24 protein-coding genes are annotated in these 25,975 nt (G+C 68.9%); 11 read left to right on the forward strand and 13 right to left on the reverse strand.

Annotated elements, in window-relative coordinates:
- The first annotated feature begins 130 nt into the window (after positions 1 to 130).
- Positions 131 to 448, forward strand: coding sequence for a hypothetical protein (locus tag TSH64_RS34555; protein ID WP_109452022.1), 318 nt, complete (start codon positions 131 to 133; stop codon positions 446 to 448).
- 33 nt (positions 449 to 481) lie between these two features.
- On the opposite strand, the gene TSH64_RS34560 is transcribed toward TSH64_RS34555, so the two are convergent.
- Entirely contained in the window at positions 482 to 1,693 is a 1,212-nt protein-coding gene (locus TSH64_RS34560) for a hybrid sensor histidine kinase/response regulator (RefSeq protein WP_109452024.1), read from the reverse strand.
- Between the two features lie 229 nt (positions 1,694 to 1,922).
- On the opposite strand from TSH64_RS34560, the gene TSH64_RS36520 reads away from it, so the two are divergent.
- Positions 1,923 to 2,453, forward strand: coding sequence for a hypothetical protein (locus tag TSH64_RS36520; RefSeq protein WP_247873334.1), 531 nt, complete (start codon positions 1,923 to 1,925; stop codon positions 2,451 to 2,453).
- An 85-nt stretch (positions 2,454 to 2,538) separates the two neighbouring features.
- Complete coding sequence (locus TSH64_RS34570) at positions 2,539 to 4,419, forward strand: carboxylesterase family protein (protein WP_146208106.1); 1,881 nt, start codon at positions 2,539 to 2,541, stop codon at positions 4,417 to 4,419.
- 100 nt (positions 4,420 to 4,519) lie between these two features.
- Here the strand turns inward: TSH64_RS34570 and glpX are convergent, their stop codons facing one another.
- The 3 genes from glpX to TSH64_RS34585 form a co-directional block, all read right to left on the reverse strand.
- On the reverse strand, positions 4,520 to 5,521 hold the full coding sequence (gene glpX / locus TSH64_RS34575; RefSeq protein WP_174471837.1) for a class II fructose-bisphosphatase: 1,002 nt from the start codon (positions 5,519 to 5,521) through the stop codon (positions 4,520 to 4,522).
- Positions 5,522 to 5,602: 81 nt separating this feature from the next.
- The gene (locus TSH64_RS34580; RefSeq protein ID WP_109452030.1) at positions 5,603 to 6,907 is read right to left on the reverse strand and encodes a homoserine dehydrogenase; all 1,305 of its coding nucleotides are present in this window, start codon (positions 6,905 to 6,907) and stop codon (positions 5,603 to 5,605) included.
- Positions 6,907 to 8,181, reverse strand: coding sequence for an LL-diaminopimelate aminotransferase (locus tag TSH64_RS34585; RefSeq protein WP_109086512.1), 1,275 nt, complete (start codon positions 8,179 to 8,181; stop codon positions 6,907 to 6,909). The genes TSH64_RS34580 and TSH64_RS34585 overlap by 1 nt, the downstream gene beginning before the upstream one ends.
- 292 nt (positions 8,182 to 8,473) lie before the next feature.
- Here TSH64_RS34585 and TSH64_RS34590 point away from each other — a divergent pair, with 292 nt between their 5' ends.
- The 3 genes from TSH64_RS34590 to TSH64_RS34600 all read left to right on the forward strand — a co-directional run bounded on the left by TSH64_RS34590 (position 8,474) and on the right by TSH64_RS34600 (position 11,244).
- Positions 8,474 to 10,546: a nitrate- and nitrite sensing domain-containing protein gene (locus tag TSH64_RS34590; RefSeq protein ID WP_109452032.1), complete on the forward strand. Its 2,073-nt coding sequence runs from the start codon at positions 8,474 to 8,476 to the stop codon at positions 10,544 to 10,546.
- 95 nt (positions 10,547 to 10,641) lie between these two features.
- The gene (locus TSH64_RS34595) at positions 10,642 to 10,938 is read left to right on the forward strand and encodes a hypothetical protein (RefSeq protein WP_109452034.1); all 297 of its coding nucleotides are present in this window, start codon (positions 10,642 to 10,644) and stop codon (positions 10,936 to 10,938) included.
- Between the two features lie 9 nt (positions 10,939 to 10,947).
- Complete coding sequence (locus TSH64_RS34600; RefSeq protein ID WP_109452036.1) at positions 10,948 to 11,244, forward strand: type II toxin-antitoxin system RelE/ParE family toxin; 297 nt, start codon at positions 10,948 to 10,950, stop codon at positions 11,242 to 11,244.
- Positions 11,245 to 11,251: 7 nt separating this feature from the next.
- On the opposite strand, the gene TSH64_RS34605 is transcribed toward TSH64_RS34600, so the two are convergent.
- Positions 11,252 to 12,337, reverse strand: coding sequence for a response regulator (locus tag TSH64_RS34605; protein WP_247873335.1), 1,086 nt, complete (start codon positions 12,335 to 12,337; stop codon positions 11,252 to 11,254).
- Between the two features lie 148 nt (positions 12,338 to 12,485).
- Here TSH64_RS34605 and TSH64_RS34610 point away from each other — a divergent pair, with 148 nt between their 5' ends.
- The 3 genes from TSH64_RS34610 to TSH64_RS34620 all read left to right on the forward strand — a co-directional run bounded on the left by TSH64_RS34610 (position 12,486) and on the right by TSH64_RS34620 (position 16,543).
- Positions 12,486 to 13,058 (forward strand): peroxidase-related enzyme, encoded by a 573-nt coding sequence (locus TSH64_RS34610; RefSeq protein ID WP_109452038.1) that lies wholly within the window; start codon positions 12,486 to 12,488, stop codon positions 13,056 to 13,058.
- A 94-nt stretch (positions 13,059 to 13,152) separates the two neighbouring features.
- Entirely contained in the window at positions 13,153 to 14,904 is a 1,752-nt protein-coding gene (gene sppA, locus TSH64_RS34615) for a signal peptide peptidase SppA (RefSeq protein WP_109452040.1), read from the forward strand.
- 67 nt (positions 14,905 to 14,971) lie between these two features.
- Positions 14,972 to 16,543: an MDR family MFS transporter gene (locus TSH64_RS34620; protein ID WP_109452042.1), complete on the forward strand. Its 1,572-nt coding sequence runs from the start codon at positions 14,972 to 14,974 to the stop codon at positions 16,541 to 16,543.
- 37 nt (positions 16,544 to 16,580) lie between these two features.
- Here the strand turns inward: TSH64_RS34620 and TSH64_RS34625 are convergent, their stop codons facing one another.
- The 5 genes from TSH64_RS34625 to TSH64_RS34645 all read right to left on the reverse strand — a co-directional run bounded on the left by TSH64_RS34625 (position 16,581) and on the right by TSH64_RS34645 (position 22,356).
- The gene (locus tag TSH64_RS34625; protein ID WP_109452044.1) at positions 16,581 to 17,669 is read right to left on the reverse strand and encodes an AI-2E family transporter; all 1,089 of its coding nucleotides are present in this window, start codon (positions 17,667 to 17,669) and stop codon (positions 16,581 to 16,583) included.
- A gap of 252 nt (positions 17,670 to 17,921) precedes the next feature.
- Positions 17,922 to 19,355: a HAMP domain-containing sensor histidine kinase gene (locus tag TSH64_RS34630; protein WP_109452046.1), complete on the reverse strand. Its 1,434-nt coding sequence runs from the start codon at positions 19,353 to 19,355 to the stop codon at positions 17,922 to 17,924.
- 25 nt (positions 19,356 to 19,380) lie between these two features.
- Positions 19,381 to 20,061 (reverse strand): response regulator transcription factor, encoded by a 681-nt coding sequence (locus TSH64_RS34635; protein WP_109452048.1) that lies wholly within the window; start codon positions 20,059 to 20,061, stop codon positions 19,381 to 19,383.
- Positions 20,062 to 20,151: 90 nt separating this feature from the next.
- A complete protein-coding gene (locus TSH64_RS34640) occupies positions 20,152 to 21,756 on the reverse strand; it encodes a DegQ family serine endoprotease (protein ID WP_109452050.1) in 1,605 nt (534 codons plus the stop codon).
- A 180-nt stretch (positions 21,757 to 21,936) separates the two neighbouring features.
- Positions 21,937 to 22,356, reverse strand: coding sequence for a secondary thiamine-phosphate synthase enzyme YjbQ (locus TSH64_RS34645; protein WP_109452052.1), 420 nt, complete (start codon positions 22,354 to 22,356; stop codon positions 21,937 to 21,939).
- Positions 22,357 to 22,494: 138 nt separating this feature from the next.
- Between TSH64_RS34645 and TSH64_RS34650 the strand changes: the two genes are divergently transcribed.
- Both TSH64_RS34650 and TSH64_RS34655 read left to right on the forward strand, forming a co-directional pair.
- Positions 22,495 to 22,944: a carbon monoxide dehydrogenase subunit G gene (locus tag TSH64_RS34650; protein WP_109452054.1), complete on the forward strand. Its 450-nt coding sequence runs from the start codon at positions 22,495 to 22,497 to the stop codon at positions 22,942 to 22,944.
- Between the two features lie 196 nt (positions 22,945 to 23,140).
- Positions 23,141 to 23,677 carry a nitrogen fixation protein NifQ gene (locus TSH64_RS34655; protein WP_199237853.1) on the forward strand — a complete coding sequence of 179 codons (537 nt, stop codon included), beginning with the start codon at positions 23,141 to 23,143 and terminating at the stop codon, positions 23,675 to 23,677.
- Between the two features lie 6 nt (positions 23,678 to 23,683).
- On the opposite strand, the gene TSH64_RS34660 is transcribed toward TSH64_RS34655, so the two are convergent.
- The 3 genes from TSH64_RS34660 to TSH64_RS36525 all read right to left on the reverse strand — a co-directional run bounded on the left by TSH64_RS34660 (position 23,684) and on the right by TSH64_RS36525 (position 25,931).
- Positions 23,684 to 24,049: a hypothetical protein gene (locus TSH64_RS34660; RefSeq protein WP_109452056.1), complete on the reverse strand. Its 366-nt coding sequence runs from the start codon at positions 24,047 to 24,049 to the stop codon at positions 23,684 to 23,686.
- Positions 24,046 to 24,456, reverse strand: a complete 411-nt coding sequence (locus tag TSH64_RS34665; protein WP_247873336.1) for a response regulator — start codon at positions 24,454 to 24,456, stop codon at positions 24,046 to 24,048. Before TSH64_RS34665 ends, TSH64_RS34660 begins: the two co-directional genes overlap by 4 nt.
- A 131-nt stretch (positions 24,457 to 24,587) precedes the next feature.
- Positions 24,588 to 25,931 carry a response regulator gene (locus TSH64_RS36525; protein WP_146208107.1) on the reverse strand — a complete coding sequence of 448 codons (1,344 nt, stop codon included), beginning with the start codon at positions 25,929 to 25,931 and terminating at the stop codon, positions 24,588 to 24,590.
- Between the last annotated feature and the right edge of the window lie 44 nt (positions 25,932 to 25,975).

The raw sequence follows: 25,975 nt of genomic DNA on the forward strand, positions 1-25,975 counted from the left end.
GGGGAAGGCTCCCTCCTTTTCGATGCACCTGCCCCGCGCTTTGGCGTAGGATGCCCGCACTTTGCCACAGCCCCCGCCGGGGCCGGCGATTTTCCTGTCCGTTCACGTATCCGCAAGAGCAGCCCGTCCCATGGCAAAGCCCCGCCGTTCCCCGTCCCGCAGCACCCCGTCCGATGTTCAGGGGGCATGGCTGCGCCGCGGTCTGGACCAGCCGGGCGGCAAGCTGCCGCTGTTCGACGAGCGCGGGCAGCGCGTGAAGAAGCCGACGGTGGACGCCTGCCTGAAATCGGGATGGGCGGAGCGCTGGTTCGACAATCCGCTGAAGCCGGACTGGCTGGTCTGCCGCCTGACCGAGGCCGGCCGCACCGCGCTGGGCGGGCATGAGCACGGCGATGTCGCCCCTGCCGACGAGGCGGAGGCCGATGCGCGGCAGGGTGCGCTGATTTAAGGGGCTGCTATCTAAGGCGCTGCTTGAGCGGAGCTACTGCGCGGCCTGCGCGATGCCGTTCACGCGCTTGATCCGCAGCTGGCGGTCGACCTCGGCCTGGAGCTGGCGCGGGGTTACCGGCTTGTGCAGGATCGCCACGCCATGGGCCGAGGCGTCGGCCAACGTGTCGGCGCCGGTCTCCCCGGTCAGGATCAGGGCGGGAACCTCGGCACCGTAGCGGGCGCGCACCCGGCGGATCACCTCGGTGCCGACCCGACCCTCGCGCAGTCGGTAATCGGCGATGACGATGTCCGGCACCCGTCCCAGCGACTCCAGCCGGTCCATTGCCCGGTCAGCGCTGTCGGCGGCGACGACGCGGAACCCCCATTCGGTCAGCACCGTCTGCAAGCCCAGCAGCACAACCGCGTCGTCATCGACCAGCACGGCAAGGCGCGGGCGGTCGATGGACGGCGGCCGCTCCGGCCCCCCTGCCCGGCCGGCGAGAAAGCGGGCCGGCGCCAGCGGCACCAGGACGCGGAAGGCCGATCCCTGCCCGTGCACCGACCGCACCTCGACCGGATGGTCGAGCAGCTGCGACAGCCGCCGCACGATGGCGAGCCCGAGCCCGAGCCCGCGCAGCCGGTCGCGCTCCGGATTGCCGACCTGATGGAATTCCTCGAAGATGCGGTCGAGATGTTCGGGCGGGATGCCGATGCCGGTGTCCTGAACCTCGATGGCCAGCCGGTCGCCGTCCGGCCCGGCATCGATGCGGCAGCGGATGCGGATCGCCCCGGCATCGGTGTAGCGCAGCGCATTGTCGACCAGATTGCGCAACAGCTGCATCAGCAGCCCGCGGTCGCTGCGCAGCACCGCCTCGCAGCTCTCCACCCGCCAGACCAGCCCCTTGGCGGTCGCCTGCTCGCCATAGGCGGCGTCGAGCGCGTCGGTCAGCTCGCCAACGTCGAAGGTGTCGAGGACCGGCGTCACCACCCCCGCTTCCAGGCGCGACACCTCCAGCAGCCCGTCCAGCAGGCCCTTCATGGTGTCGAGCCCCTGGTCGAGCCGGGACAGCAGATCGCGGCCGCTGTGGTCGCCGACATGGCGGGCAAGGGCTGCGGACAGGAAGAACAAAGCCTGGAGCGGCTGACGGAGGTCGTGGCTGGCGGCAGCGAGGAACTTCGACTTGGCGAGATTGGCGCGCTCGGCTTCCTCCCGGGCGGCATCGCGCTCCGCTTCCAGCGACTGAAGGCGATGAATGAGACTCATGCTTCGACCACGGCTCTCACGGAGGATTGGGGTTCCCGAAGGCGCCCCGTTTCCATTTTAGAACAGAACCGGGGGTAATGTTAAAATGCATTAACCATAATCATGCTGCAGCGCGCAACCCTTCCCAGGCATATGCGTCGCATGGGCAGGGTCCATGAAGAAAAGGTTAATGGAGGTTCATATGCGAAAGCCCCGGCATTGTCCGGGGCTTTCCGCATTCGGGACTCGATTGGCCGCCTCGCGCCGGACGCTGTGGGCAAACCTTTCGATATCCGCTTTTCCGGTACGCGAGACCGCGCCGGACGCCGACTCAGATGCTGCGGCGGACGGCCATGTGGATTTCGCCGCGGGTCAGTCCGATGTCGGACAGTTCGGAGTCGGACATGTGGTTCAGCTCACTTTCCGCACGGTGAAGTTCAATCCGTTCGTGGACCCAATGAACGACACGCTGGAAGAGGGTGATTTCTTTTGTTCCGGTCGCAAACAATTCACCGGACGAAGACTGCATCGAAGAGTAGGCCATGTTGATCTCCTGCGCTTGGCGCTGATTACATGGTCCTATTTTGCCTTTCGCACCCGCGAAATCAACGGACAACCCTCTGCGGTCCTGCGGCGGCAGACCTGCACGGATTCGATGGGCCGGAATTTCCTGCGGACCGCAGGCTTCGCCACGCCGCGATCCGGCAATTCCTGGACAAACTGCTGGCAGATTTTCCCGCAATCCTCCCATCTGATGGAAATTAACCGATATTACGGATAGTATAGCATAATTATTTCTACTTTAGAGGATCAGATCAATGCAGATGGTCCGCAATAAGAAACCTTTGAGTGCATTTTTCGCCGGCATGCTTGCCCTTCCCCTCCTGGCCGCATCGGTCACGGGGGCGGCCTGGGCGGCTTCCCCCAAGCCGGCAACGCCGAACCCCCAACCGCCGGCCGCCCCCGCCTGCACCTCGTCCGACCCGACGACGGTCTGGGCCGATAACGCGAAATCGACCGCAGCCCTCTGCGGCAGCCAGGGGACGGGGGGTATCGCCTCCTATCTCGGCATTCCCTATGTGGCGAACCAGCCGGTGCCGCCGAACCGCTGGATGCCCAGTGCGCCGGCAAGCTGGCCGCCCGCGCCCGCCATGCAGGCGGTGAACGTGCAGAATCAATGCATCCAGAAGCTGCCGGCCTGGGACGCCCAGCCGCCGGCGACCGGCGAGGACTGCCTGTATCTGAATGTCTGGGCGCCAACGGCCTCGCTGAACAACCCGGCGGCCAAGCTGCCGGTGATGGTCTTCATCCATGGCGGCGCCTTCATCGCCGGCTCGGGCGGCGCGCCGGTCTACAACGGATCGGCACTGGCGCAGAACGGCGTCATCGTGGTCACGCTGAACTACCGGCTGGGTGCGCTGGGCTTCATGGCCGCACAGGTGCCGGCGACCGGCAAGAAGGATGCGCCGACCGTCGACATCAACGGCAATTTCGGTCTCGACGACCAGCGCAACGCCCTGCTCTGGGTCCAGTCCAACATCGCCCGCTTCGGCGGCGATCCGACGCAGGTCACGCTGTTCGGAGAGAGCGCCGGCGCGATGTCCACCGGGCTGCATCTCTTCGCCTCTCCGGCCAGCGCCCCGCTGTTCCGGGCGGCGATCATGGAAAGCAACCCCATCGGATCGCTGTATCGCACCCTGGCCGACACCCAGAGCCAGGGCACCAACTTCATCCGCTGGCTGTGCACCAAGACGCTCCATCTGCTGAGCTGTCCGGGCAACATGGAATGGTTGCAGAGCCTGTCGGCCGACACCATCCAGAAGGCGCAGGCCGACTTCCTCAATCTGGGAATCGGCAACGGCAACGGCGGTGGCGGCCCCGTTCCGGCGGCCGGGGCGCTGGCCGACTCCCTGCCCTGGGCGCCGACCGTCGATGGCAAGGACGTGGTCGCCCAGCCGATCGCCGGCTTCGCCCCCGGCATGCCGCAGAAGCCCTTCCTGTTCGGCGTCAATGCCGATGAAGGCGCCGTCTTCGCCGCGATGATCGCCGCCGCAATCCCCGGCCCCTATCTGCCGGCGGAATACAACAAGATCCTGGCCAAGGCGATCCCGGACACCACCGCGCGGACCGCAATCGCCGCTTACCAGAACAGTGCCGGCCAGAAGCCCTATGTGGCGCCGGCCGCCAACCCGCCGACCTATTACGGCCTGGACAAGATCACCAACGGAACGGCGCAGACGACCGATCTGCTGATCGACGACTTCGCCTTCCACTGCGCGAACCTGTGGATGGCCGGACAGGCCTATGGCCAGATCGCCAACACCAAGGGCACCTCGCCGATCTATGGCTACCTGTTCAGTCAGCAGCCGATCTTCGACCTCTACAAGACGGCGTCGGGCCAGCCGGTCGCGGCCTGCGCCCCGAGCAACGGCAATGTCTGCCATGCCAACGAGCTGCCCTACGTGTTCAGCACGCTGGGCATCCTGTTCGCCAACCCGCCCCAGGCGGACGCCGCGCTGGCCGCCACGATGACCTCGACCTGGGCAAGCTTCGCCAGGAACCCGGCGGCCCCGGCCGGACTGGCCGCCTATACCCCCACCGGCGTTCTGAACCTCTTCAACAGCCGGACGTCTGCGAAGACGACGCCGATCTCCGGCATGGATCAGACCGGCAACTGCTCGGCCCTGTGGAACACACTGGGCGTCTATCCGGCGGCTGCGCAGACGACCGCCAGTAGCAAGCCGTAACCGTCCTACTGGAAGACGGCAAAGAGAAGGGCGCGCGGGAGAAGTCCCGCGCGCCCCTGTCCATGGCATCCGGTCCCGCAGGGGACCGGCGGCAAAAACCTTACTTCACGCTGACCTTGCGCGACAGGTTGTGGTGCGCCTCGATGTAGCGGACCGTGCCCGACTTGGAGCGCATGATGACCGAGTGGGTGTAGGCACCGCCCGGAACGCGGCGGACACCCTTCAGCATGGCGCCGTCGGTCACGCCGGTGGCGGCGAACATGACGTTGCCACGCGCCAGCTCGTGCAGGCTGTACTTCTTGTCGAGGTCGGTGACGCCCCACTTGGCGGCGCGGGCCTTCTCGTCGTCGTTGCGGAACAGCAGACGGCCCTGGAACTGGCCGCCGATGCAGCGCAGCGCGGCAGCGGCCAGCACGCCTTCCGGCGCACCGCCGGAGCCGACATACATGTCGACGCCGGTGCCGGCCTGGCTGGTGGCGATGACGCCCGACACGTCGCCGTCGTTGATCAGCATGATGCGGGCGCCGGCTTCACGGACGCGGGCGATCAGCTCGGCGTGGCGCGGACGGTTCAGGATGCAGACCAGCAGCTCCTGCACCTCGGTGCCCTTGGCGGCGGCCAGCGCCTTCAGGTTGTTGGCCGGGGTCTCGTCCAGGTCGACGACATTGTCCGGCAGGCCGGCGCCGACGGCGATTTTGTCCATGTAGACGTCGGGGGCGTTCAGGAAGCCGCCCTCCTCCGCCATGGCGATCACGGCCAGCGAGTTCGGGCCGCCGGTGGCGCAGATGGTGGTGCCTTCCAGCGGGTCGAGCGCGATGTCGACCTTCGGGCCGGAGCCGATGCCGGCACCGACCTTCTCGCCGATGTACAGCATCGGGGCCTCGTCGCGCTCACCCTCGCCGATCACGACGGTGCCGTCGATGTAGAGCGTGTTGAGCGCCTGGCGCATGGCGTCGACCGCGGCCTGGTCGGCCAGCTTCTCGTCGCCGCGACCCATCAGCAGCGAGGCCGACAGAGCGGCGGCCTCGGTCACGCGGACGGCCTCCAGCGCGAGGTTGCGGTCCATGTGGGACAGGTCGACATGCGTAGACGGCGTAGACATCGTGTGCTCCCCCCGACTCTTCGGTCGTATCAGGCTGTGTTTGGTCAGGCTGTGCTTGGTTATTGTGGGAAACGGTCCCGATCAGAACTGCTCGATCCGGATCATCCGCGGCGGCTCCAGCACGCTGTCGCTGGCCGCGATGGTCGCAAGCGCGCGCTGCATGGCCGCCTCGTCGGTGTCATGGGTGGTCAGGACCACCGGAACGCCTTCGCCCGGCGAGCGGCCGCGCTGCAGGAACTGCTCCATGGAGACGTTCTGGTCGCGCATCGCCGCTGCGATATCCGCTATCACACCGGGACGGTCCACGACCATCAGGCGGACGTAGTACGACCCGCGGCGCGCTTCCATCGGCGAGGGGGTTGCCGCACCCAGCCGATCGGCCGGAACGCCGAAGGTGGGCGTAGACCGCCCGCGGGCGATGTCGATCAGGTCGGCGACCACCGCCGAGGCGGTCGGGCCGGCGCCGGCGCCGCGGCCGACGAACAGCACCCGGTCGGCGAAGTCGGCCTGAGCCACCACGGCGTTGAACACGCCGTCCACCGACGCGATGGGGGCGGCCACCGGCACCATGCAGGGATGGACGCGCTGCTCGACGCCCGCTTCGGTGCGCCGCGCGATGCCCAGCAGCTTGATGCGGAAGCCCAGCTGGTCGGCATAGTCGAAATCGACCGCCGACACCTGCCGGATGCCCTCGACATAGACCGAGGAGAAATCGACCGGCGTGCCGAAGGCGACCGACGCCAGGATCGCCAGCTTGTGCGCGGCGTCGATGCCGTCGATGTCGAAGCTGGGGTCGGCCTCGGCATATCCCAGAGCCTGGGCATCGGCCAGCACATCGGCGAAGTCGCGGCCGGTGGTCCGCATCTCCGTCAGGATGTAGTTGCAGGTGCCGTTGAGGATGCCGTGGATTTCCGACACGGCGTTGCCGGCAAGACCCTCGCGCAGCCCCTTGATGATCGGGATGCCGCCGGCGACCGCCGCCTCGAAGGCGACGGTCAGGCCGCGCGATTCGGCCTTCCGGGCGATCTCGGTGCCGTGGACGGCCAGCAGCGCCTTGTTGGCGGTGACCACATGCTTGCCGGTCTCCAGCGCCGTGGCGACGGTGTCGCGCGCCGGGCCTTCCGACCCGCCGATCAGCTCCACCACCAGATCGGCGCCGGCCTCGGCGGCCATCGAGACGGGATCGTCGAACCACTGGACGCGCGACAGATCGACGCCGCGGTCCTTGCCCTTCGAGCGCGCGCTGACCGCGACCACCTCGATCCGGCGGCCGCAGCGCTGTTCGATCAGCGAGCCTTGCGTTTCCAGCAGCTTCAGGACGCCGGCACCGACCGTACCAAGGCCGGCGACGGCGATTTTCAGGGGGGCTTGCTGGGCGTTCGGCATCAGGCTTTCGCTTTCTCGGATTCCAGAAGGGCGGCGCGGGCCACCGGGTCCTTGCTCGCCGCAACGCCGCCGGCGTTGGAGCGGAAGAACTCCTTGATGTTGCGGGTCGCCTGGCGGATGCGGTGGACGTTCTCCACCATCGCCAGACGGACATGGCCGTCGCCGTATTCGCCGAAGCCGATGCCGGGAGCCACCGCGACCTCCGCCTGCTGCAGCAGCAGCTTGGAGAATTCCAGCGAGCCCAGATGGGCGAACTGCGGCGGGATCGGCGCCCAGGCGAACATCGACGCCTTCGGGCTGGGAACCTCCCAGCCGGCGGCGGCCAGCCCCTCGATCATCACGTCGCGGCGCTGCTTGTACATGTCGCGCACCTGCTGCACGCAGTCCTGCGGACCGTTCAGCGCGGCGGCGGCGGCGACCTGGATCGGTGTGAAGGCACCGTAGTCGAGGTACGACTTGATGCGGGCCAGCGCCGTGATCAGCGTCTTGTTGCCGGTGGCGAAGCCGATGCGCCAGCCGGCCATCGAATAGGTCTTCGACATCGAGGTGAACTCGACGGCGATCTCGCGCGCTTCCGGGATCTCGAGGATCGAGGGCGGCGGGTCGTTGTCGAAGAAGATCTCGGCATAGGCCAGATCGGACAGGATGTAGATGCCGTGCTTGCGGCAGAACTCGACGATCGGACGGTAGAAGTCCAGCCCGACCACCTCGGCCGTCGGGTTCGACGGGTAGTTCAGCACCAGCGCCAGCGGCTTCGGCACGCTGTGGCGCACGGCGCGCTCCAGCATGATCATGAAGCTGTCGATGTCGGTCGACGCCCCGTTCTCCATGCCCACCGGCAGGTGGCGCACCGAGGCGCCGGCCAGGATGAAGCCGAACGGATGGATCGGGTATGAGGGATTCGGCACCAGGATGATGTCGCCGGGGCTGGTGATCGCCTGGGCGAGGTTCGCCAGACCTTCCTTCGAGCCGATGGTGACGATGCACTCGGTCTCGGGATCGACGTCGACGTTGAAGCGGCGCTTGTAATAGGCGGCATGGGCCTTGCGCAGGCCGGGGATGCCGCGGGAGTTCGAGTAGCGGTGCGTCTTCGGATCGCGCACGGCCTCGACCAGCTTGTCGACGATGTGCTGCGGGGTCGCCTGGTCGGGATTGCCCATGCCGAGGTCGATGATGTCGGCGCCGTTGGCCCTAGCTCGCGCCTTCATCGCGTTCACTTCGGCGAAGACGTAGGGCGGCAGGCGCTTGATGCGATGGAATTCGGTGTTGGACATGGACGCTCCGGAAGACCGCTCCGGTCACGCCACGAACCCAAGAGACCTGCGGACCGGGACTGACGTTCTACCGCCCTGACGCGACGGAAGCGAGGCAAATTTCGTGTTTGGACCGTCCGGCACGGCGCTTTGGCCGCGACGGCCCCGTGAGACGCGGTGATGGAGTGACTTAACAATCTCCCTACCAACGTCGTGGTTAAACCTAACTGTGCTTTAACCCATTAGCTTTCATACCTTCGGCTTGGCACTTTCGTAGCCATGCCGCATCGGTGAAGGCTGTTGGAGTCGTAAGATGGTTTCGCTTTTGAAGGTCGCGGATCGGCTGCTCGGCGACATGCGCTTTTCACGCAAGATGGCGCTTGCCCTGTCGGTCCCGATGGCGGGCGTGGTCGTGCTGTCGTCGCTGCTGGTGTGGGAACAGGTCGAAGCGAGCCGCCGGGCGTCCGATCTCGCCTCCGTAACCCGCCTGTCGGTCGGCATGACCAGCCTCGTGCACGAGCTTCAGAAGGAACGCGGCTCCTCCTCCATCTTCCTCGCCGGCAAGCTCGCCGAAGACCGCAAGCGCCTGGAGACGGTGCGGACCGCCGCCGACGCCCGGATGGCCGAGCTGGCCCAGGACATCGCCGGAGCCCGGGTCCGCGATTCCCGGGTAGCCGCGGCGATCGGCGGCGCCCGCGACGCACTGTCGCAGCTGTCCGGCCTGCGCACCGGCGTCGACGGCATGGCGCAATCCTCGATGGAGGTGGTGGCGAGCTACACCGCCGTGATCCGCAGGCTGCTCGACGCCGCCGGGCAGGCCCGGTCCCTGTCCGACGGCAGCGACCAGCTGCGCGCCGCCGATGCCCTGGTCTCCCTGTCGGAGGCGAAGGAGCGGCTGGGCCAGCAGCGTGCGGTCGGCGGCGGCGCCTTCCGCAAGGACCGTTTCCCCATCGACGCGCATGAACGCTTCATCGAGCTGTCGGGCGAATACAAGGCGCTGATGGGCGGGCTGAAGAACAAGCTGACCGCCGAGCAGGCCGGCTATTTCGACCGGACCGTCGCCGGACCGGCCATCGCGGAGGTGGAGCGGATGCGGCGGATCGGCATCGCCTCGGCCTATGGCGCCGCGGGCGAGCGGATCGATGCCGGGAAATGGTTCGACACCATCACCATCGCCATCGACATGCTGCGCAGCGTCGAGACCCGGGTGGCCGACGACCTGATCGGGCTTGCCACCCTCGATGCGCAGGAGTCGATGAACCGGCTGGTCGGCATGGCCGCCGGTCTGGCGATCCTGCTGGTGACCATGACGCTGATCGCCGTCCTGGTCGCCCGCAACATCACCCGGCCCATCGCCCGCCTGAACGGCGACATGGCGCGGCTGGAAGCCGGCGAGCGCGAACTGACCATCCACGGTGCCGGACGCGCCGACGAGCTGGGCGCCATGGCGCGCAGCCTCGACCAGTTCCGCCTCAGCCTCGCCGAAGCCGACCGGCTCGCCGCGGAGCAGCGGCAGCACCAGGAGGACCGGCTGCGCGAGGCCGAGCGGCTGGAGCAGCTGGTCGATGCGTTCGACCGCCACATCGAAATGGTCGCGGAGCAACTGGCGGGTGCTGCCACCGGCCTGCGCGGCAATGCCCAGCAGATGAGCCACATCGCCTCGGAGACCGAAGTCCATGTCCTCTCCGTCGCCCGCGCGTCCGAAGGGGCATCCGACAATGTCCAGGCCGTCGCCGCCGCGGCGGAGGAGCTGACCGCCTCCATCGCCGAGATCGGACGCCAGATGGCGGGCTCGACCGAGATGGCGGAGCGGGCGGTCGGCGACGTCCGGCGCACCGCCGACGTCATCGCCGATCTCAGCGGCGCCGCCCAGCAGGTGGGCGAGATCGTGCGGATGATCACCGACATCGCCAGCCAGACCAACCTTCTCGCCCTCAACGCCACCATCGAGGCCGCCCGCGCGGGCGAGGCCGGCAAGGGCTTCGCGGTGGTGGCGCAGGAGGTGAAGAACCTCGCCAACCAGACGGCGAAGGCGACCGAGGACATCACCGCCAAGGTTGCCGAAATCCAGGCGGCGACCGGCCACACCGTCAGCGCCATCGACGAGATCGGCGGCATCGTCACCCACATCGAGGAAAACATCTCCGCGGTCGCCGCCGCCGTGGAGGAGCAGAACGCCGCCACCGCGGAGATCGGCCGCAACGTCCGGCAGGCCGCCGACGGCACCGACCGGGTGTCGCACAACGCCTCCCTGGTCGGCACCGAGGCCAGCCGGGCCGGCGCCATGGCGAAGGAGGTGCTGTCGATGGCCGACGCGCTGAAGCGCAACGCCGACGGGCTGCGCAGCGACGTCGCCGACTTCATCGGGAAAATCCGGGCGGCGTGAGGGGGGCGGGGAGCGGCGTGGCGGTCGCCGCTTTCCACCCAAGAGGGAGGCATGTATCCTGAGAGCGTAGCGATTTTCTCCCGGAGGCTCCCGCGATGCCCGTTTCGCCGACCCCGCCGGCACGCCCCTCCAAAGTGACGGCCACAATTCCGGCGGAGGAACTGCCGCGAGCGATCACCGCCGCCCTCCCCGTCCGCCCGCCGGCCGGAACCCGCTTCCGGGTGACCATCGAACCGGCCGATGAGAGCGAGGAGGAACGCCGACAGTCGTTGATGGATGACGTTGCTGTCGGGCTGGAGGACGCGGACGCAGGGCGGACGACGGACGGCGAGATGCTGTTCGAGCGTCTGATCGCCAAATATGCCAAGGTGGGAGAGCCCGGACAGGGTTGATCGGTAGCAATGGCACGGCTGGAATTCACCGCTGCCGCGGAAGGCGATCTGGAGAGCATCGGCGACTACATCGCCCAGGACAATCCGCTGGCCGCCATCCGCATGGTCTTGGATATCCGGGACCATTGCAGGAAGATCGCGTCGATGCCTGCCATCGGCCGAAGCCGTCCGGAGTTGGGCACCGGCTTGCGCAGCCTGTCCGTATCCCCTTACTTGATCTTATATCGGGCAGAGAATGCGGACCGGGTCATCGTGATCCGCATCGTCCACGGCGCCCGCGACCTGCCGCACGTGATGCGAGACTAGCGCCCCCTCACCCCACCCCGGTCGCCTTCGCGTATTTCCGCTTCGCCACCTCCAGCGAGGCCAGAAGCTGTTGGCCGGTCGCCCCGCCGTCGCCGCTGACGCGGCCGGTCATCACCGCCCTGATCGCGTCGACATGGGCCTTGAACAGCAGATGCTCGTTGGCGGTCACCGTGGTCAGGCCGCTGCGGGTCGCCTCGTAGAGCGATTTGGCGATGTGGGTGATCAGCGGATAGCCGAAGATGCCGCCCTGCCCGCGCATCTCGTGGGCCGAGCGGTTGACCTGGGCCAGCAGGCCGGCCACCGCCTCGGGCTCGCGCGGCAGGCGCTCGACACGGCGGCCCATCTCGTCCACCTCCGCGCCGATCCAGACGGCATAGTCGCCGGCGCGGTTCAGGATTTCCTCCTCGGCGGCGGCCAGCACCTCCGGCGGCAGGGTCGGCACCGGGTCGCGCGGGGCGAGGCCGGCCTTGGCGCCCAGCCGGTTGGGCAGGTCGAAATAGATGACGGGGAAGCGGTCGATGCCGCGCGCCTTCGACGCGCTGTGCACCATCAGGATCTCCGACGGCGCGGTCATCCGGCAATCCATCGCCACCGGCTTGTCGGCGCGGCGGCGGTCGGGGCCGAAATAGCCCTTGGCCAGGACGAAGCGGCGCGGCCGGGCGATGGCGAACAGCAGCCGGCTGGCGATGGTCTGGGCGGAAAAGGGCTTGGCGATGAAGTCCGTGGCGCCGAGATCGCGCGCCTGCTCGACATAATGCCGGTCGGCGGCCCCGGACAGCATCAGCACCGGCAGGAACTTGTCCGGGCTCTTCGGGCTGTAGCGGATCCAGCGCAGCAGCATCAGCCCGTTGACCTCGGGCATCACTAGATCGGACAGGATCAGGTCGACCGGGGCGGTGCCCGGCGGCAAGGCCGCGCGGCGCTCCTCCAGCCAGCGGATGGCGTCGGCGCCGCTCGCCACCCCCTCCACCCGGCCGATGCCGATGGTGCGCAGGGTCGCCGTCAGCACCGTGCGGATGAAGCTGCTGTCCTCCACCACCAGGACCGAAAGAAGATCGAGCTTCGGCTGGGTCATCGCCTTCTGTTTCGCCAACCGGGACATATTCCCGCATTCAGTTTCCACTTCTGGCACAACCAGGCCCGATTGGCGAGCGACAAGCGGAACGGAAGACAAAGCGCGCGGCCGCGGTTACCCTCCCCCGGCCGAAAAGGCCCAGCAATCAAAAGAGAGGACACGCCCGATGCCGCAACCCGATCACGTCATGGCCCTGCCCCTGCCGGAAAAGCCGGACCTCGACCCAGACATGCAGGCCCTGTTCGACAAGTGCGTGGAAAAGCTGGGCTTCGTGCCGAACGTGCTCCAGGCCTACAGCCTGCGGCCGAAGAAGCTGCGCAACTTCGCCCTGTTCTACAACGAGCTGATGCTGGGCCAGAGCGGACTCAGCAAGCTTGAGCGCGAGATGATCGCCGTGGTCGTCTCCTCCGCCAACCATTGCTATTACTGCCTGGTCGCCCATGGACAGGCGGTGCGCAAGCTGTCCGGCGATCCGGAACTGGGCGAGATGCTGGTCGCCAATTACCGCGTCGCCCCGCTGGAGGCGCGCCAGCGCGCCATGCTCGACTTCGCCTGGAAGCTGACCAAGGAGCCGATGTCGGTGGGCGAACCCGACCGCGAGGCGCTGCGCACCGCCGGATTCAGCGCCGAGGACATCTTCGACATTGCCGACACGGTCGGCTTCTACAACATGTCCAACCGCGTGGCGACCGCGGTGGACATGATCCCGAACCGCGAGTACCACAGCCAGGACCGTTAAGGCCCGGAAAGTCCCGGTCTTTCACCGGCATCGCAATCGGCAGCCTTATCGGTAGTCTTATCGGCAGTCTTCAAGGCCACACAGGGTAGGTATCATGGCGATCGTCCGTTTCTTCGTCCGTCTGTTCGCGCTCATCGGCCTGCTGCTGGTGGTCGGCGCGGTGGCGGTGGTGGTGCTGGCGGTCCGTCACGAGCCCACCCTGCCCGCCGCCGTGGTGCTGGAACTCGACCTGACCAAGCCGCTGGCCGAAAGCGACGACGGCAAGTTCGGCAGCCTGTTCGAGCACCAGACCACGCTGCGCGAGGTGCTGGACGCGCTCGACGGCGGCCGGCGCGATCCGAAGGTGAAGGGCGTGCTGGCCCGCTTCGGCGACGACAGCATCGGCTTCGCCCAGACCCAGGAGCTGCGGACCGCCATCGAGCGGTTCCGCTCCTCGGGCCGCTTCGCCGTCGCCTTCGCCGAGGAGTATGGCGGGGCCGGGGCGGGCAACCGCTCCTACCTGCTGGCCAGCGCCTTCGACGAGGTGTGGCTGCAACCGCTGGGCACGCTGGGCATCACCGGCCTGTCGGCGGAGCTGCCCTTCGCCCGCGACGCCTTCGACCAGCTGGGCGTGCAGCCGAGCTTCGCCCAGCGCGAGGAATACAAGAGCTTCGCCGAGACCTTCACCAAGTCCGGCATGACCCCGGCCAACCGCGAGATGATGGAGGCGCTGGTCGGCGACCTCGGCAACCAGCTGGTCGACGGCATCGCCAAGAGCCGGCGCCTCGCCCCCGCCGCGGTGCGGACCGCCATGGACAAGGCGCCGCTGCTGAGCAAGGAGGCGCTCGACCAGAAGTTCGTCGACCGGCTCGGCTATGCCGACGAGGCGCGGGACGAGGCGCTGAAGCGGGCCGGGGCCGGGGCGGAGACGTTGAGCCCGGCCGATTACCTGTCGGTCGCCGGCAGCCCCAACGGCGAGGGGCCGACCATCGCCCTGATCCATGCCGTCGGCACCATCACCGGCGGCGAGAGCGGCAAGCCGACGCTGGGCGGGATGTCAGCCGGGTCGGACACCATCGTCAAGGCCATCGAGGAGGCGGCCGACGATCCGGAGGTGCGCGCCATCCTGTTCCGCATCGACAGCGGCGGCGGCGCGGTTTCCGCGTCGGAGGCGATCCGGCGGGCCCTGGTCAAGGCGCGGCAGAGCGGCAAGCCGGTGATCGCCAGCATGGGCGACACCGCCGCGTCGGGCGGCTACTGGATCGCTCTGGCCGCCGACCGCATCGTCGCCTCCCCCGCCACCGTCACCGGCTCCATCGGCGTCGTCGCCGGCAAGTTCGCCATCGGCGGCCTGTCCGACAAGCTGGGCATCCATTGGGACCGGGTGCAGGGCGCGAAGAATGCCGGCATGTGGTCGCCGCTGCATCCCTTCGAAGGCGGCGAATCCGAGCGGCTGAACGCCATCATCGAGGACACCTACGCCAACTTCCTGCAACGGGTGGCGGAGGCCCGGCGGATGACGCCGGAACAGGCGCGCGGCATCGCCAAGGGCCGCGTCTGGACCGGCGCCCAGGCCCGCGAGCTCGGCCTTGTCGACGATCTGGGCGGCCAGGAGCAGGCGCTGACGCTGGCCCGCACCGCCGCCGGCCTCTCCGCCGACGCCCCGGTGAGCCTGGTCCCCTACCCGCCGCCTAAGTCGGTGACCGACCAGATCCTCGATCTGGTGTCCCGCAAGGGCGAGCTGGTCGGCGCGCTCGCCGCCGTTGCCGAACTGCGGCCGCTGCTGGCACAGCTCCGCCCGCTGCTGGCCGCCACCCAGGGCGACGGCGTGCAGGCCCGCATGCCGCCGATGTCGCTCGGGCGGTGAACAGCGCCGGCCCGACCCAACTCCCTGCTTCACCGCTCGAAGATCTCCACGTCCGAGACGCCTGACCATGACCGAGACCGCCACCCGCGCCGCAGAGCCCGATGCCTCAAAGCTCGATCCGGCCCATCCCGTCTTCACCCACCAGGAAATCCTGCGGGTGTTCAGCGGGGTTGCGCTGGCGATGCTGATGGCCGCGATGGACCAGACCATCGTCGCCACCGCGCTGCCGACGATGGCGAGCCAGTTCGGCGGGCTGGAGATGCTGCCCTGGGTGGTCACCGCCTATCTGCTGACCTCCACCACCACGACGCCGATCTACGGCAAGCTGTCGGACCTCTATGGCCGCAAGCGCGTGCTGCAAACGGCGATCCTGCTGTTCCTGGTCGGCTCGGTGCTGTGCGCGGCGGCGCAGAGCATGACCCAGTTGATCCTGTTCCGAGGGTTGCAGGGCCTGGGCGGCGGCGGGCTGATGTCGCTGGCCTTCACCATCATCGGCGATGTCGTCGCCCCGCGCGAGCGCGGGCGGTACCAGGGCATGATCGGCGGCGTCTTCGCGCTGGCCAGCGTCGCCGGGCCGCTGCTGGGCGGCATCTTCACCGAGACCATCGGCTGGCACTGGATCTTCCTGATCAACCTGCCGCTGGGCGTCGCCGCGCTCGCCATGACCCGCAGCACCCTGTCGCGCCTGCCCGCCGGCCGCGCCAGGCCGCGCATCGATCTGGCCGGGGCGACGCTGCTGACCGGGGCGGTGACCAGCCTGCTGGTCGTCGCCACCCGCGGCGACGCCATGGGCTGGGGCAGCCCGGCGGCGCTGGCCCTGCTGGCGGCCGGCCTCGTCATGCTGGCGGTCTTCCTGTGGCACGAGCGCCGGATCGAGGAGCCGATCCTGCCGCTGCACCTGTTCCGCCGCCCGGTGGTGGCGGTGGCGACGCCTGTGGTCGCCGTGTCGGCGATGGTGCTGTTCGCCGGCATCGTCTATCTGCCGCTGCATCTCCAGCTGGTGCAGGGGACCAGCGCCACCGTGTCGGGCCTGCTGCTCCTGCCGCTGGTGCTGGGCATGACCGTCGGGTCGGTCGGCGGCGGACGGCTGATCGCCAAGACCGGGCGCTACAAGGCCTTCCCGCTCGCCGGGCTGGCCCTGTCGGGCGCGATGTACGCCCTGCTGGGCAGCCTGCCGGCGCTGGCGGCGGACGGGCTGTGGTCGACGCTGATCTTGGTGCCGCTGGGCATGGGGCTGGGGCTGGTGATGCCGGTGATGACGGTCGCCGTGCAGAATGCGGTGGAGCATCGCGACCTGGGCGCCGCCACCGCCGCGGTCGGCTTCTTCCGTTCGCTCGGCGGGTCGGTCGGCGTGGCGGTGTTCGGCGCCGTCTTCAACGCCGTGGTCTCCGAACGGCTGGAGGGGGCCGGCCTGTCCGGCCGCGCGGTTCTGGAGCATGGCGCCGCCGCCCTCGCCGGCCTGCCCGCCGCCGCCCGCAGCGGGGTGGTGGCGACGCTGGAGCACGGCTTCGCCACCCTGTTCCTGTTGGCCGCCGCGCTGGCGGTCGTCTCCTTCGCCATGACGCTGTTCCTGAAGGAACTGCCGCTGCGCTCCGCCCACCCCGGCCGGGCGGAGACCGCCCCGGCCACGGAAGGCTGACGGGGCGGGCTGACCGGCCGGAACAGTCTGCGGCTGGTCAGGAATGATCGCTGGGGAAGTGCCTGGGCTGCCCCAGCTTGTCCTCGATGTAGAGCAGGTTGACGAGCACCAGCACGACGACGGCGAGCGGCGTCGCCAGGAACATGCCCATGATGCCGAACAGCACGCCGCCGGCGGCAATCGCGCCGATGGTGACCACCGGCGGCAGATCGACCACCCGCTTCTGCAACAGCGGCGTGATCACATTCCCTTCGATCTGCTGGATGACCAGATAGAGCCCGGCGACCCACAGCGCATCCTGCGGCGACTGGGCGAAGCCGATCAGCAGGGCCGGCACCGCCGCCAGGAAGGGGCCGACCAGCGGGATGAACTCCATCAGCCCGGCGACGATGCCCAGCGCCAGCGCCGACGGGATCCCGAGCAGCCAAAGCCCGACCGCGATCATCGTGCCGACCGCCGCCATCGCCACCAGCTGCCCGATCAGCCACTTCCACAGGCTGTCGCCGGCCACATCCATCACCTCGCAGGCCCGCTTCTGGCCGCGCGGCGGCACCAGCAGGACGACGCCGCGCTGATAGAGCCCCGGCGACGCCGCCAGATAAAGCGCCGCGAACATCACGACCACGCCGTCGCCGACGACATAGACGAGACCGGAGGCGAAGCTGCTCAGCTGGTTCATCCAGGGCCATTCCTTGCCCTGCTCCATGATGCGGTCGCGCCAGCCGTCGGGCAGCATGCCCATCGCCTTGGTCACCTGCTCCTGCAACTGGCCGAGCTGGGCCGCCATCGAGGTGCCCATCAGCCAGCCGCCGCCGCCGACCAGAAGGACCAAGGTCAGCAGCACGATGGCCAGCGACCAGCCATGGCCGAGCCCGGTCGCCCGCTGCACATAGCCGGTCAGCCGCTGCAACAGGATGGCGAACAGCACGCCGGTGAAGATCAGCAGAAGCGTGCCGGAGATCCGCCACAGGAAGATGCTCAGCGCCGCCACCCCGGCGACGATCAGCACCTTCCAGGTGAAGACGGCCAGTTCGCCGCGCCCGGCCCGCGCCGGCGGCTCGGTCTGCGCCGCCCCGCCGCCGGGGGGTGTCGCTTGATAGGCGGTGGGCCGGCTGGGTGTCGCCATCTCTTGAAACTCCCACACTGGCGGCCGCCGGAGGGGCAGCCTCGTGGGAAGAACGCGCAGGATCCGCAGACGTTGCGCATTGTCGGCAGGTTAGGCCGTCGGCGGTAGTCCGAAGATCGGTATGGAAGCTGCCCCGAACCGCCCCATATCAGCAGTGACGCCAAGGAGTCATTCTCGCTGATGTCACTTTAAGAGCCCGCCTTACGGCGGGCTTTTTTTTGGCCCGATACCGGCTCCCTTACCGGCCCCCTTTTATCGGCGGGCTTCCGGCGGGAACAGCAGGCTGACCTTCAGGCCCGGCCCGTTGTCGCTCAGCTCCAGCTTCGCGCCATGCAGCGTCGCCACCGCATCGACGAGGCTCAGCCCCAGCCCGTTGCCGGGCGAGGCGCGGGCGGTGTCGAGCCGGACGAAGCGTTGCAGAACCTTGTCGCGCATGTCCGGCGGAATACCGGGGCCGCTGTCGGCGACCTCGATGCAGGCGGCGCGGCCGGGAGCCGGACCGTCGAGGACCAGCGTGATGCTGCCGCCGTCCGGCGTGTATTTGATGGCGTTGTCGAGCAGGTTCGACACCACCTGGGCCAGAAGCTGCCCGTTGCCATGGACGACCGGCCTGCCGCGGATGTCGACGGACAGGCGCTGCCCGCGCTCGTCCGCCACCGGCTCGTAGAGATCGGCGGCGAGTTCCACCACCTCCGCCAGGTCAACCGGCACGAAGTCCTGCCGCTTGGCGCCCGATTCCGCCTCGGCGATGGACAGCAGGGCAGTGAAGGTGGCGAGCAGCCGGTCGGCCTCGACGATGGTGTCCTGCAACACGGTGCGATAGACCTCCGGGTCCTCCGTCTCGTGCAGCAGGGCCAGTTCGATGCGGGAGCGCAGCCGGGTCAGCGGCGTGCGCAGATCGTGGGCGACGCTGTCGGTCACCTGCTTCATGCCGGTCATCAGCCGTTCGATGCGGTCCAGCATGGCGTTGAGGTTGCCGGCCAGCCGGTCCATCTCGTCGCCGCCGCCGAACCGCGGCACCCGGTCGCTCAGATCGCCGCTCATGATCTGGCGGGTGGTGCGGTTGATCGCCTCGATCCGCCGCATGGCGCCGCGGCTCATCAGCAGCCCGCCGCCCAGCCCGAGCAGGGCGGTCGCCCCGAGAATCCAGCCGAGCGAGCGGAACATCCGGGTGCGCAGTTGGTCGATCTCGCTCATGTCGCGGCCGACCAGCAGGCGGAACTGCCCCGGCAGCGTGAAGGTCACCGCCTGCGCGGTGGAGGGCCTGTCCGTTACCCCGCCATAGTCGGCGACCTTGAAATGGGTCCAGCCGCTGGCGTTGGGCACCGCCGCCGGCCAGCCCGACAGGTTGCCGGCCAGGATCACCCCGGCCGCCGTGGTCAGCAGATAGATGGAGTTGTTGTTGGCAACCGCGCTGCGCGTCCGCACCACATCGACGAGGCCGGGCAGCCCATAGTTGCGGTAATGGTCCTGCAGGCCGGCGACCTCCAGCGCGATGGTCTCACCGATCTCCTGTTCCAGGAAGCCCGCGGTGGTGCGGTAGACGACCCCCAGGATCAGCCCGACCGACAGGACGAACATCGCCAGATAGAGCAGCGCCAGCCGGAAGGCCGTGGTCCGCACCAGCCGCAGCCCGGCGGCGACGAAGCCGTGCAGGCCGGCGGCGGCCGCGCCCTCATGCTTCATGCGTCACGCAATTCCATCGAGACCCTTACGCCTCCGCCGCGCGCAGGCTGTAGCCGGCGCCGCGCACGGTGTGGATCAGCGGGGTGGGGAAATCCTTGTCGATCTTCTGGCGCAGACGGGCGATGTGCACGTCGATCACGTTGGTCTGCGGATCGAAGTGATAGTCCCACACATTCTCCAGCATCATGGTGCGGGTCACCACGCTGCCGGCATTGCGCATCAGATATTCCAGCAGCGAGAACTCGCGCGGCAGCAGCTCGATGGCCTTGCCGGCGCGCCTGACGCTGCGCGACAGCAGGTCGAGTTCCAGATCGCCGACCGACAGGCGGGTCTGCGGCTGGGCGGCACCGCGCCGGCGGACCAGCACCTCGATCCGCGCCAGCAGCTCGGAAAAGGCGAAGGGCTTGGTCAGGTAGTCGTCGCCGCCGGCCTTCAGCCCCTTCACCCGGTCGTCGACGCTGCCGAGAGCCGACAGGAACAGGACGGGCGTGTCGTTGCCGGCCGCCCGCAGCACCTGGACCAGCGACAGGCCGTCGCGGCCGGGCAACATGCGGTCGACGACCATCACGTCGTAATGCTCGGCCCCGGCCAGGAACAGGCCTTCCTTCCCGTCGTTGGCGACGTCCACCACATGGCCGGCCTCCTTCAGCCCCTTGGCAAGGTAGCTGGCGGCCTGGCGATCATCTTCTATGACGAGAATCTTCATGAGCACGAGTGTAGCCTCCCTAAACAGCCCGGCCAAGCACGAGGGTGTCGTGCCCGGCCGGACTTTCCGTCACTCAGAGAGCGCGTTGCCTCACGCCTTCAGCTTCAGCGCGACGAAGGACTCGTTGCCCTGCCGGTTGATCAGCATCAGCAGGGCCTTCTGCCCCGCCTTCTCCGCTTCGCTCACCTGATGGCGGACGTCGGCCGGGCTCTTCACCAGGGTGTCGCCGACCCGCTCGATCACGTCGCCGGGACGGATCGGCACATCGACGCTGGAGGACAGGCCGGTCACCACCACGCCCTGGATATCCTCGCCGATGCCCAGCCGCTTCCGCGCCGCCCGGTCCAGCGGGGCCAGCTTCAGCCCCTTCACCGGCGCCACATCCTCGTGCTCGGCGGAGCCCTTGCCGGAGTCGGTCTCGGCGGCGGCCATCTGCTGCTGTTCGGACAGGCGGTCGATGCGCACCGGCACCGTCTTCTCGCGGCCCTCGCGCAGGATCTTCAGGTCCACCGTGTCGCCGGCCTTGGTATCCGCGACATGGCGGGTCAGGTCGCGCAGGTTGTTGACCGGCTTGCCGGCATAGGACAGCACCACGTCGCCCTGATGCAGGCCGGCGCGCTGGGCCGGGCTGTCGGCGGTCACCTCGGCCACCAGGGCGCCCTTGGCGTTGGGCAGCCCGACGCTGTCGGCGATGTCCGGCGTCACCTCCTGGATCTTCACGCCGAGCCAGCCGCGCTCGACCTTGCCGCTGTCCTTCAGCTGGGCGACCACCTCCTTGGCGAGGTTGGAGGGGATGGCGAAGCCGATGCCGACCGACCCGCCGTTGGGCGAGTAGATGGCGGTGTTGATGCCGATCACCCGGCCGCTGAGGTCGAAGGTCGGACCGCCCGAGTTGCCGCGGTTGATGGCGGCGTCGAGCTGGAAGTAATCGTCGTAGGGGCCGCTGTGGATGTCGCGGCCGCGGGCCGACACGATGCCCTTGGTGACGGTGCCGCCCAGCCCGAACGGGTTGCCGACCGCCATCACCCAGTCGCCGACGCGGGTCTTGTCGCTGTCCGCCCAATCGACCGACGGCAGCGGCTTGTCCGACTTCACCTTCAGCAGGGCAAGGTCGGTCTTGGCGTCGCGGCCGATCAGCTTGGCCGGCATGGCGGTGCCGTCCTGCAGGGTGACGGTGATCTCGCTGGCGCCGTCGATGACGTGGTTGTTGGTCACGACATAGCCGGCCGGGTCGATGATGAAGCCGGACCCCAGCGCCCCGGTCTTGCCGCGCGGACCCTGGTCCTGATCCTGGTCGCCGTCAGGACCGCCATTGGGGCCGCCATTCCGGTTCATCTGGTCCTGGAACTGGCGGAAGAACTCCTCGAACGGCGTGCCGGGGGGGACGCCGGGGATCGCCGGGCCGCGCTGTGCCCGGGTTTCGGCCTTGGCCTCCTGGGTGGCGGCGATGTTGACCACGGCCGGGCTGACCTTGGCGGCAAGGTCGGCGAAGCTGGCCGGCGTGTCCTGCACCATGGCGACGGCCGGCGGGGTGGCGTTCTGCTGGGCCTGCGACGCCGCCCAGCCGGCCAGCGCCGGAGCCGTCAGCACCGTGGTGCCCAGCAGCAGGGCGGCGACGGTCCGGCGCAGGCGGCCCGCACGCCCGATCTCACGCTGGGGCTTCGACTGGGAATTGGCGGGAGGAAGGGTGGTCATGACGGCGACACTCCGATCAGGCGATTCCGACTGTGGGGAGGTGGCACCGGCGGTCCGACCGCCGCGGCACCTCACCGCTATTGTCTCCAACATAGGAACCCGCCCTTGACCGCCGCCTTGCGACCGGATGAAAGAAATTTCAGGCTGGCCGGCCGGATCGGCCGGATCGTTCTTGCGGGCCTACTCCCCGATCAGATGCAGCGCGATCTCCCGCCGGTGCGGCCGGGCGCGGTGCTCGAACAGGTAGACGCCCTGCCAAGTGCCCAGCGCCGGCTCCCCCGCCATCACCGGTATCGACAGGCTGACGCCGGTCAGGGCGGAGCGGATGTGGGCGGGCATGTCGTCCGGCCCCTCGGTGGTGTGGGCGTAAAGCGACGGATCCTCGGCCACAAGACGGCGGAAGAAGCGCAACAGGTCCGCCTGCACGTCGGGGTCGGCATTCTCCTGGATGGTCAGGGAGGCCGAGGTGTGGCGGCAGAACACCGTCAGCAGCCCGGTGTCCATCCCCTGCTCCGCCACCCAACGCCGGATCTGGGCGGTCACTTCGACCAGCCCGGCGCCGCGGGTGGGAACGGTCAGCGTCGTGACGGCTTGTCGCATGGCTTGCGGTCTCCTTCGGTTTTCGCCGGCTTGGTTCCGGCGACAGGCAATACCAGATGTCTCTACCCCAACGGTGTCGCCCGAATGAAATCGAAGGGCGCCCTGTTTCTGTCGGAAGGCCAAGGAGGAAGACGGCGCATGGACATCACCGGCACCCACAGCGTTCCCGGACCGCGCGACCGCGTGTTCGCGGCGCTCTGCGACCCGGCGGTGCTGATGCGCTGCATCCCCGTGCTGGAAGAGATGGAGCGGCTGTCGGCCACCGACTATGCGGCCCGGGTCCGCACCACGCTCGGGCCGATGAAGGCGCGCTTCTCCGGCCGGCTGCGGCTGGAGCCGGAAGACGGCGCCCACCGCTACCGGCTGGTCGCCCAGGGCAGTGGCGGATTGGCCGGCGCGGTGAAGGGCGAGGCTGTCGTGGTGCTGGAGGAGGAGGAGGGGCAGACCCGGCTGACCTACAGCCTGTCGGTGGCGCTCGGCGGTGCGGTCGGCCGGCTGGCGGTGAAGCTGGTCCAGGCCAAGACCGACCGCGTGCTCGCCGGCTTCTTCGAGCGCTTCGCGGAGGAGGTCGACGGCCGCCCGGAATGACCGGACAGGGGATGGGACAGTCGCTGCGGCGCAATGCCGCAGGTCATGGGACCGGAGAGTGGCTTTCGCAGGTGCAGCATCATGGGTCAGGATAGCAGGCGTCGCGGGTGCTCTTTGCCGGTGGAGATGCCGAGTGGTCCTGTCTCAGCCCACTGCCCACAGCCTTGATCAGAATCCCGCTGCGGACGCCGACCGCATGATCTTCGGCCGCATCCTGGCGCTTGCCGCCGCCGATCCGGCGCGGACGATGACCGGATCGCTGGCACTGACCAAGGCCGACCTGACCGAGCTTGCCGCAAGACACGCCCCCCACTTCGCCGATGCCGTCGCCGCGCTCCCCGATAAGGACGAAGCCGGCGAGGACGCCATCGAAGAGGCCGACCTGCGGGCCTTCCTTGTCGAGCATGGCGCCTCGGGGGCCCACGAGGAGCGTTGGCTGGCCGCCATCCTGGCCCGCCGGTCGCTGGAGCCCAACCATCTGTGGCAGGACATGGGGTTCCACGACCGCAGCGAACTCAACGCCATGTTCCGTCGGCATTTTCCGGCGCTGGTGGCGCTGAATTCCGGCGACATGAAATGGAAGAAGTTCTTCTACCGCCAGCTTTGCGAGCGCGAGGGGCTGATGCTCTGCAAGTCGCCGAACTGCGAGGTGTGCGACGACGTGGAGGTCTGCTTCGGCGAGGAGGCCGGGGACCCGCTGTCCACCCTCTCCCGCCTCGCGCGCAACGGGTAAGGAGGCTCAGCGCGGCTGGGCGCCCAGATCCTCGAAGGCCATGCCCTTGTCGGTGCGGCGGAAGCGGCCCTTGCCGTTGACGGTCAGCGGCGGCTGGCCCGGCTGCGGCACGAAGGTGGCGGCGTAATAGCAGTCATACTGGCCGCTGCCGTCCTGGCTGCCGCCGGTTGGGCCGCCGCTTGGTCCGCCCTTCGGCTTCGCCTCGACACAGCCCTGCTTGCGGAAATTGTCGAAGGCGCGGAAGGCGGCATTGCCCTGGCGTTCCAGCGCGCGGCGGGTGTGCGCCTCCACCAGCTTGCGCATGTCGCCCTCCGACGGCTCGCCAGAACAGGCGGCGAGCAGCAGCGCGGCGAGAAGAACGAGGCGCCTCACCGCCCGCCCAGCAGCCGGTCGACCCGCTCCTTCAGCGCGGCGAAGGAGGGCGGCTTGACCACGAAGCCGTTGACGCCCAGCGCCATCGCCTGCTTCACGATCTCGGATTCGGTGTGGTTGGTCAGGAACACAACCGGGGCGCGGGGATTGGCGGCCTCGGCGCTGGCGCGCAGGCGGGCCAGGAATTGCAGGCCGGAGACCGGCTTCATGTCGATGTCGCAGACGATCAGGTCGGGATTGACGCGGATGCATTCGTACATCGCCGACTCGCCGTTGTCGGCCTCGGTCACGTCGCGGAAGCCGATCTGGCCCAAAATCTGGACGATGGTGCGGCGGACGAAGGGCTGATCCTCCACGACCAGGATCCGAAACTGGGAATAGTCGATCGCCTGCATATCCACTCCCATGTCTCCAGCCAATACGCCGCATCCCACTGATACCGTCCGAACCGGTGGCGGGCAATCGAAGGTCGGTTACCGGCGGATGGAATATGATTTTGGTTCTGTAAATTTTCCGACAATTTGTAGTGCCGGAGCCGTCATCCGCCGGCATGGACCCGGCCGGGGAACAGGCGCTCCAGAACCGTGCGCAGACGGTCCATGGTCAGTGGCTTGTGCAGGCAATCGTCCATCCCGGCGGCGCGGCACCGCGCGTCGTCCTCGGCATCGGTCCCGGCGGTCAACGCCACGATGGGCACGCGGCCTGCCTCCCCCGGCAGGGCGCGGATGGCGCGGGTGGCCTCGTGGCCGTCCATCACCGGCATCTGCACGTCCATCGCGATCAGGTCGAACCGCCTGTCCGTCGCGGCGGCCAGCCCCTGCGCCCCGTCCTCCGCCGTCGTCACCGTGTGGCCCAGCGCCTTGAAGAAGCCGGCGGCCACCAGACGGCCGATGGGGTTGTCCTCCACCAGCAGGACCGACAGGGCGGCGGGGCGCAGCACCGCCCGCACCGGGATGCGGACGGTCAGCCCCTCCCCCGCCGCGCCATCCGGCCCGTCGGTCAGCAGATGCCCGCCCAGTCGCCGCAGCAGCGGCTGGACCGCCGCCAGCACCAACGGGCGCAGGCGCGCCGTCCCCCGGCGCCGCAGCGTCAGCTCGGCGGCCTCGCCCGCCGGCCGCAGCGACAGGGACAGCGACGCGCCCCCCTCCGCGGCCAGCAGAGTCAGCAGACCCCGCAGGCCGGCGGCATCGCCGGTGAACTCCTCGTCCGCCCCGCCTTCGACCGTCACCACCCTTGCCGTCACCACCCTTGCCGTCGCCGCTTCAGCATCGGCGGCCAGCGCCGCCAGCGTCAGGCTGTCCTCCACCGCGGCGCCCGGCCCGACCGGGCGCAAGGCCGCCACTGTGGTCCGCAGGGCGGCGCCCGCAGCCTGGACGGCGAGCAGCCGGTCCTGCTGGCGCGGCAGCAGCGGCGATTCCAGCGCGGCGGCCGTCAGCGCCATCATCGGATCGAGCGCCGCCGCAACCGCAGCCCCCGCCGCGTCGAGCAGCGATGCAGCCTCGGCCCGGTCCCGCTGCGCCTCGGCCAACGCCGTCCGCAACCGGTTCTCCCGCATCTGGCGCCGGCGGGCGGCCGACACCGCGCTGCGCAGGGCATCGCCGTCACCGGCCGGCAGCGCATCCTGCGCGCCCGCCGCGATGAAGCCCGCACTGTCCTGCCCCTCCGCCAGCAGAACCACCACCGCCGGGGCCGGCTCCAGCCGGGCCAGCGCCTCGACCGCCGCCACCGCGGGAGCGTCGAGCAGCACCACCGATTCCCCCGCCGCCGCACCGCCGCCGCCCAGCCGGTCCAGGGCGGCAGCCACCGTATCCACCCGCACCAACTCCGGGAAGAACGGGGCGAGCCCCCCGGCGAGCGCCATCGCCCGGGACACCAGAAGCACCGCATCATTTTCCGCCAAGCTGGGTCGGATCATGGGTTGGGCCT

This window comes from Azospirillum sp. TSH64 (assembly GCF_003116035.1).
GTDB lineage: Bacteria > Pseudomonadota > Alphaproteobacteria > Azospirillales > Azospirillaceae > Azospirillum.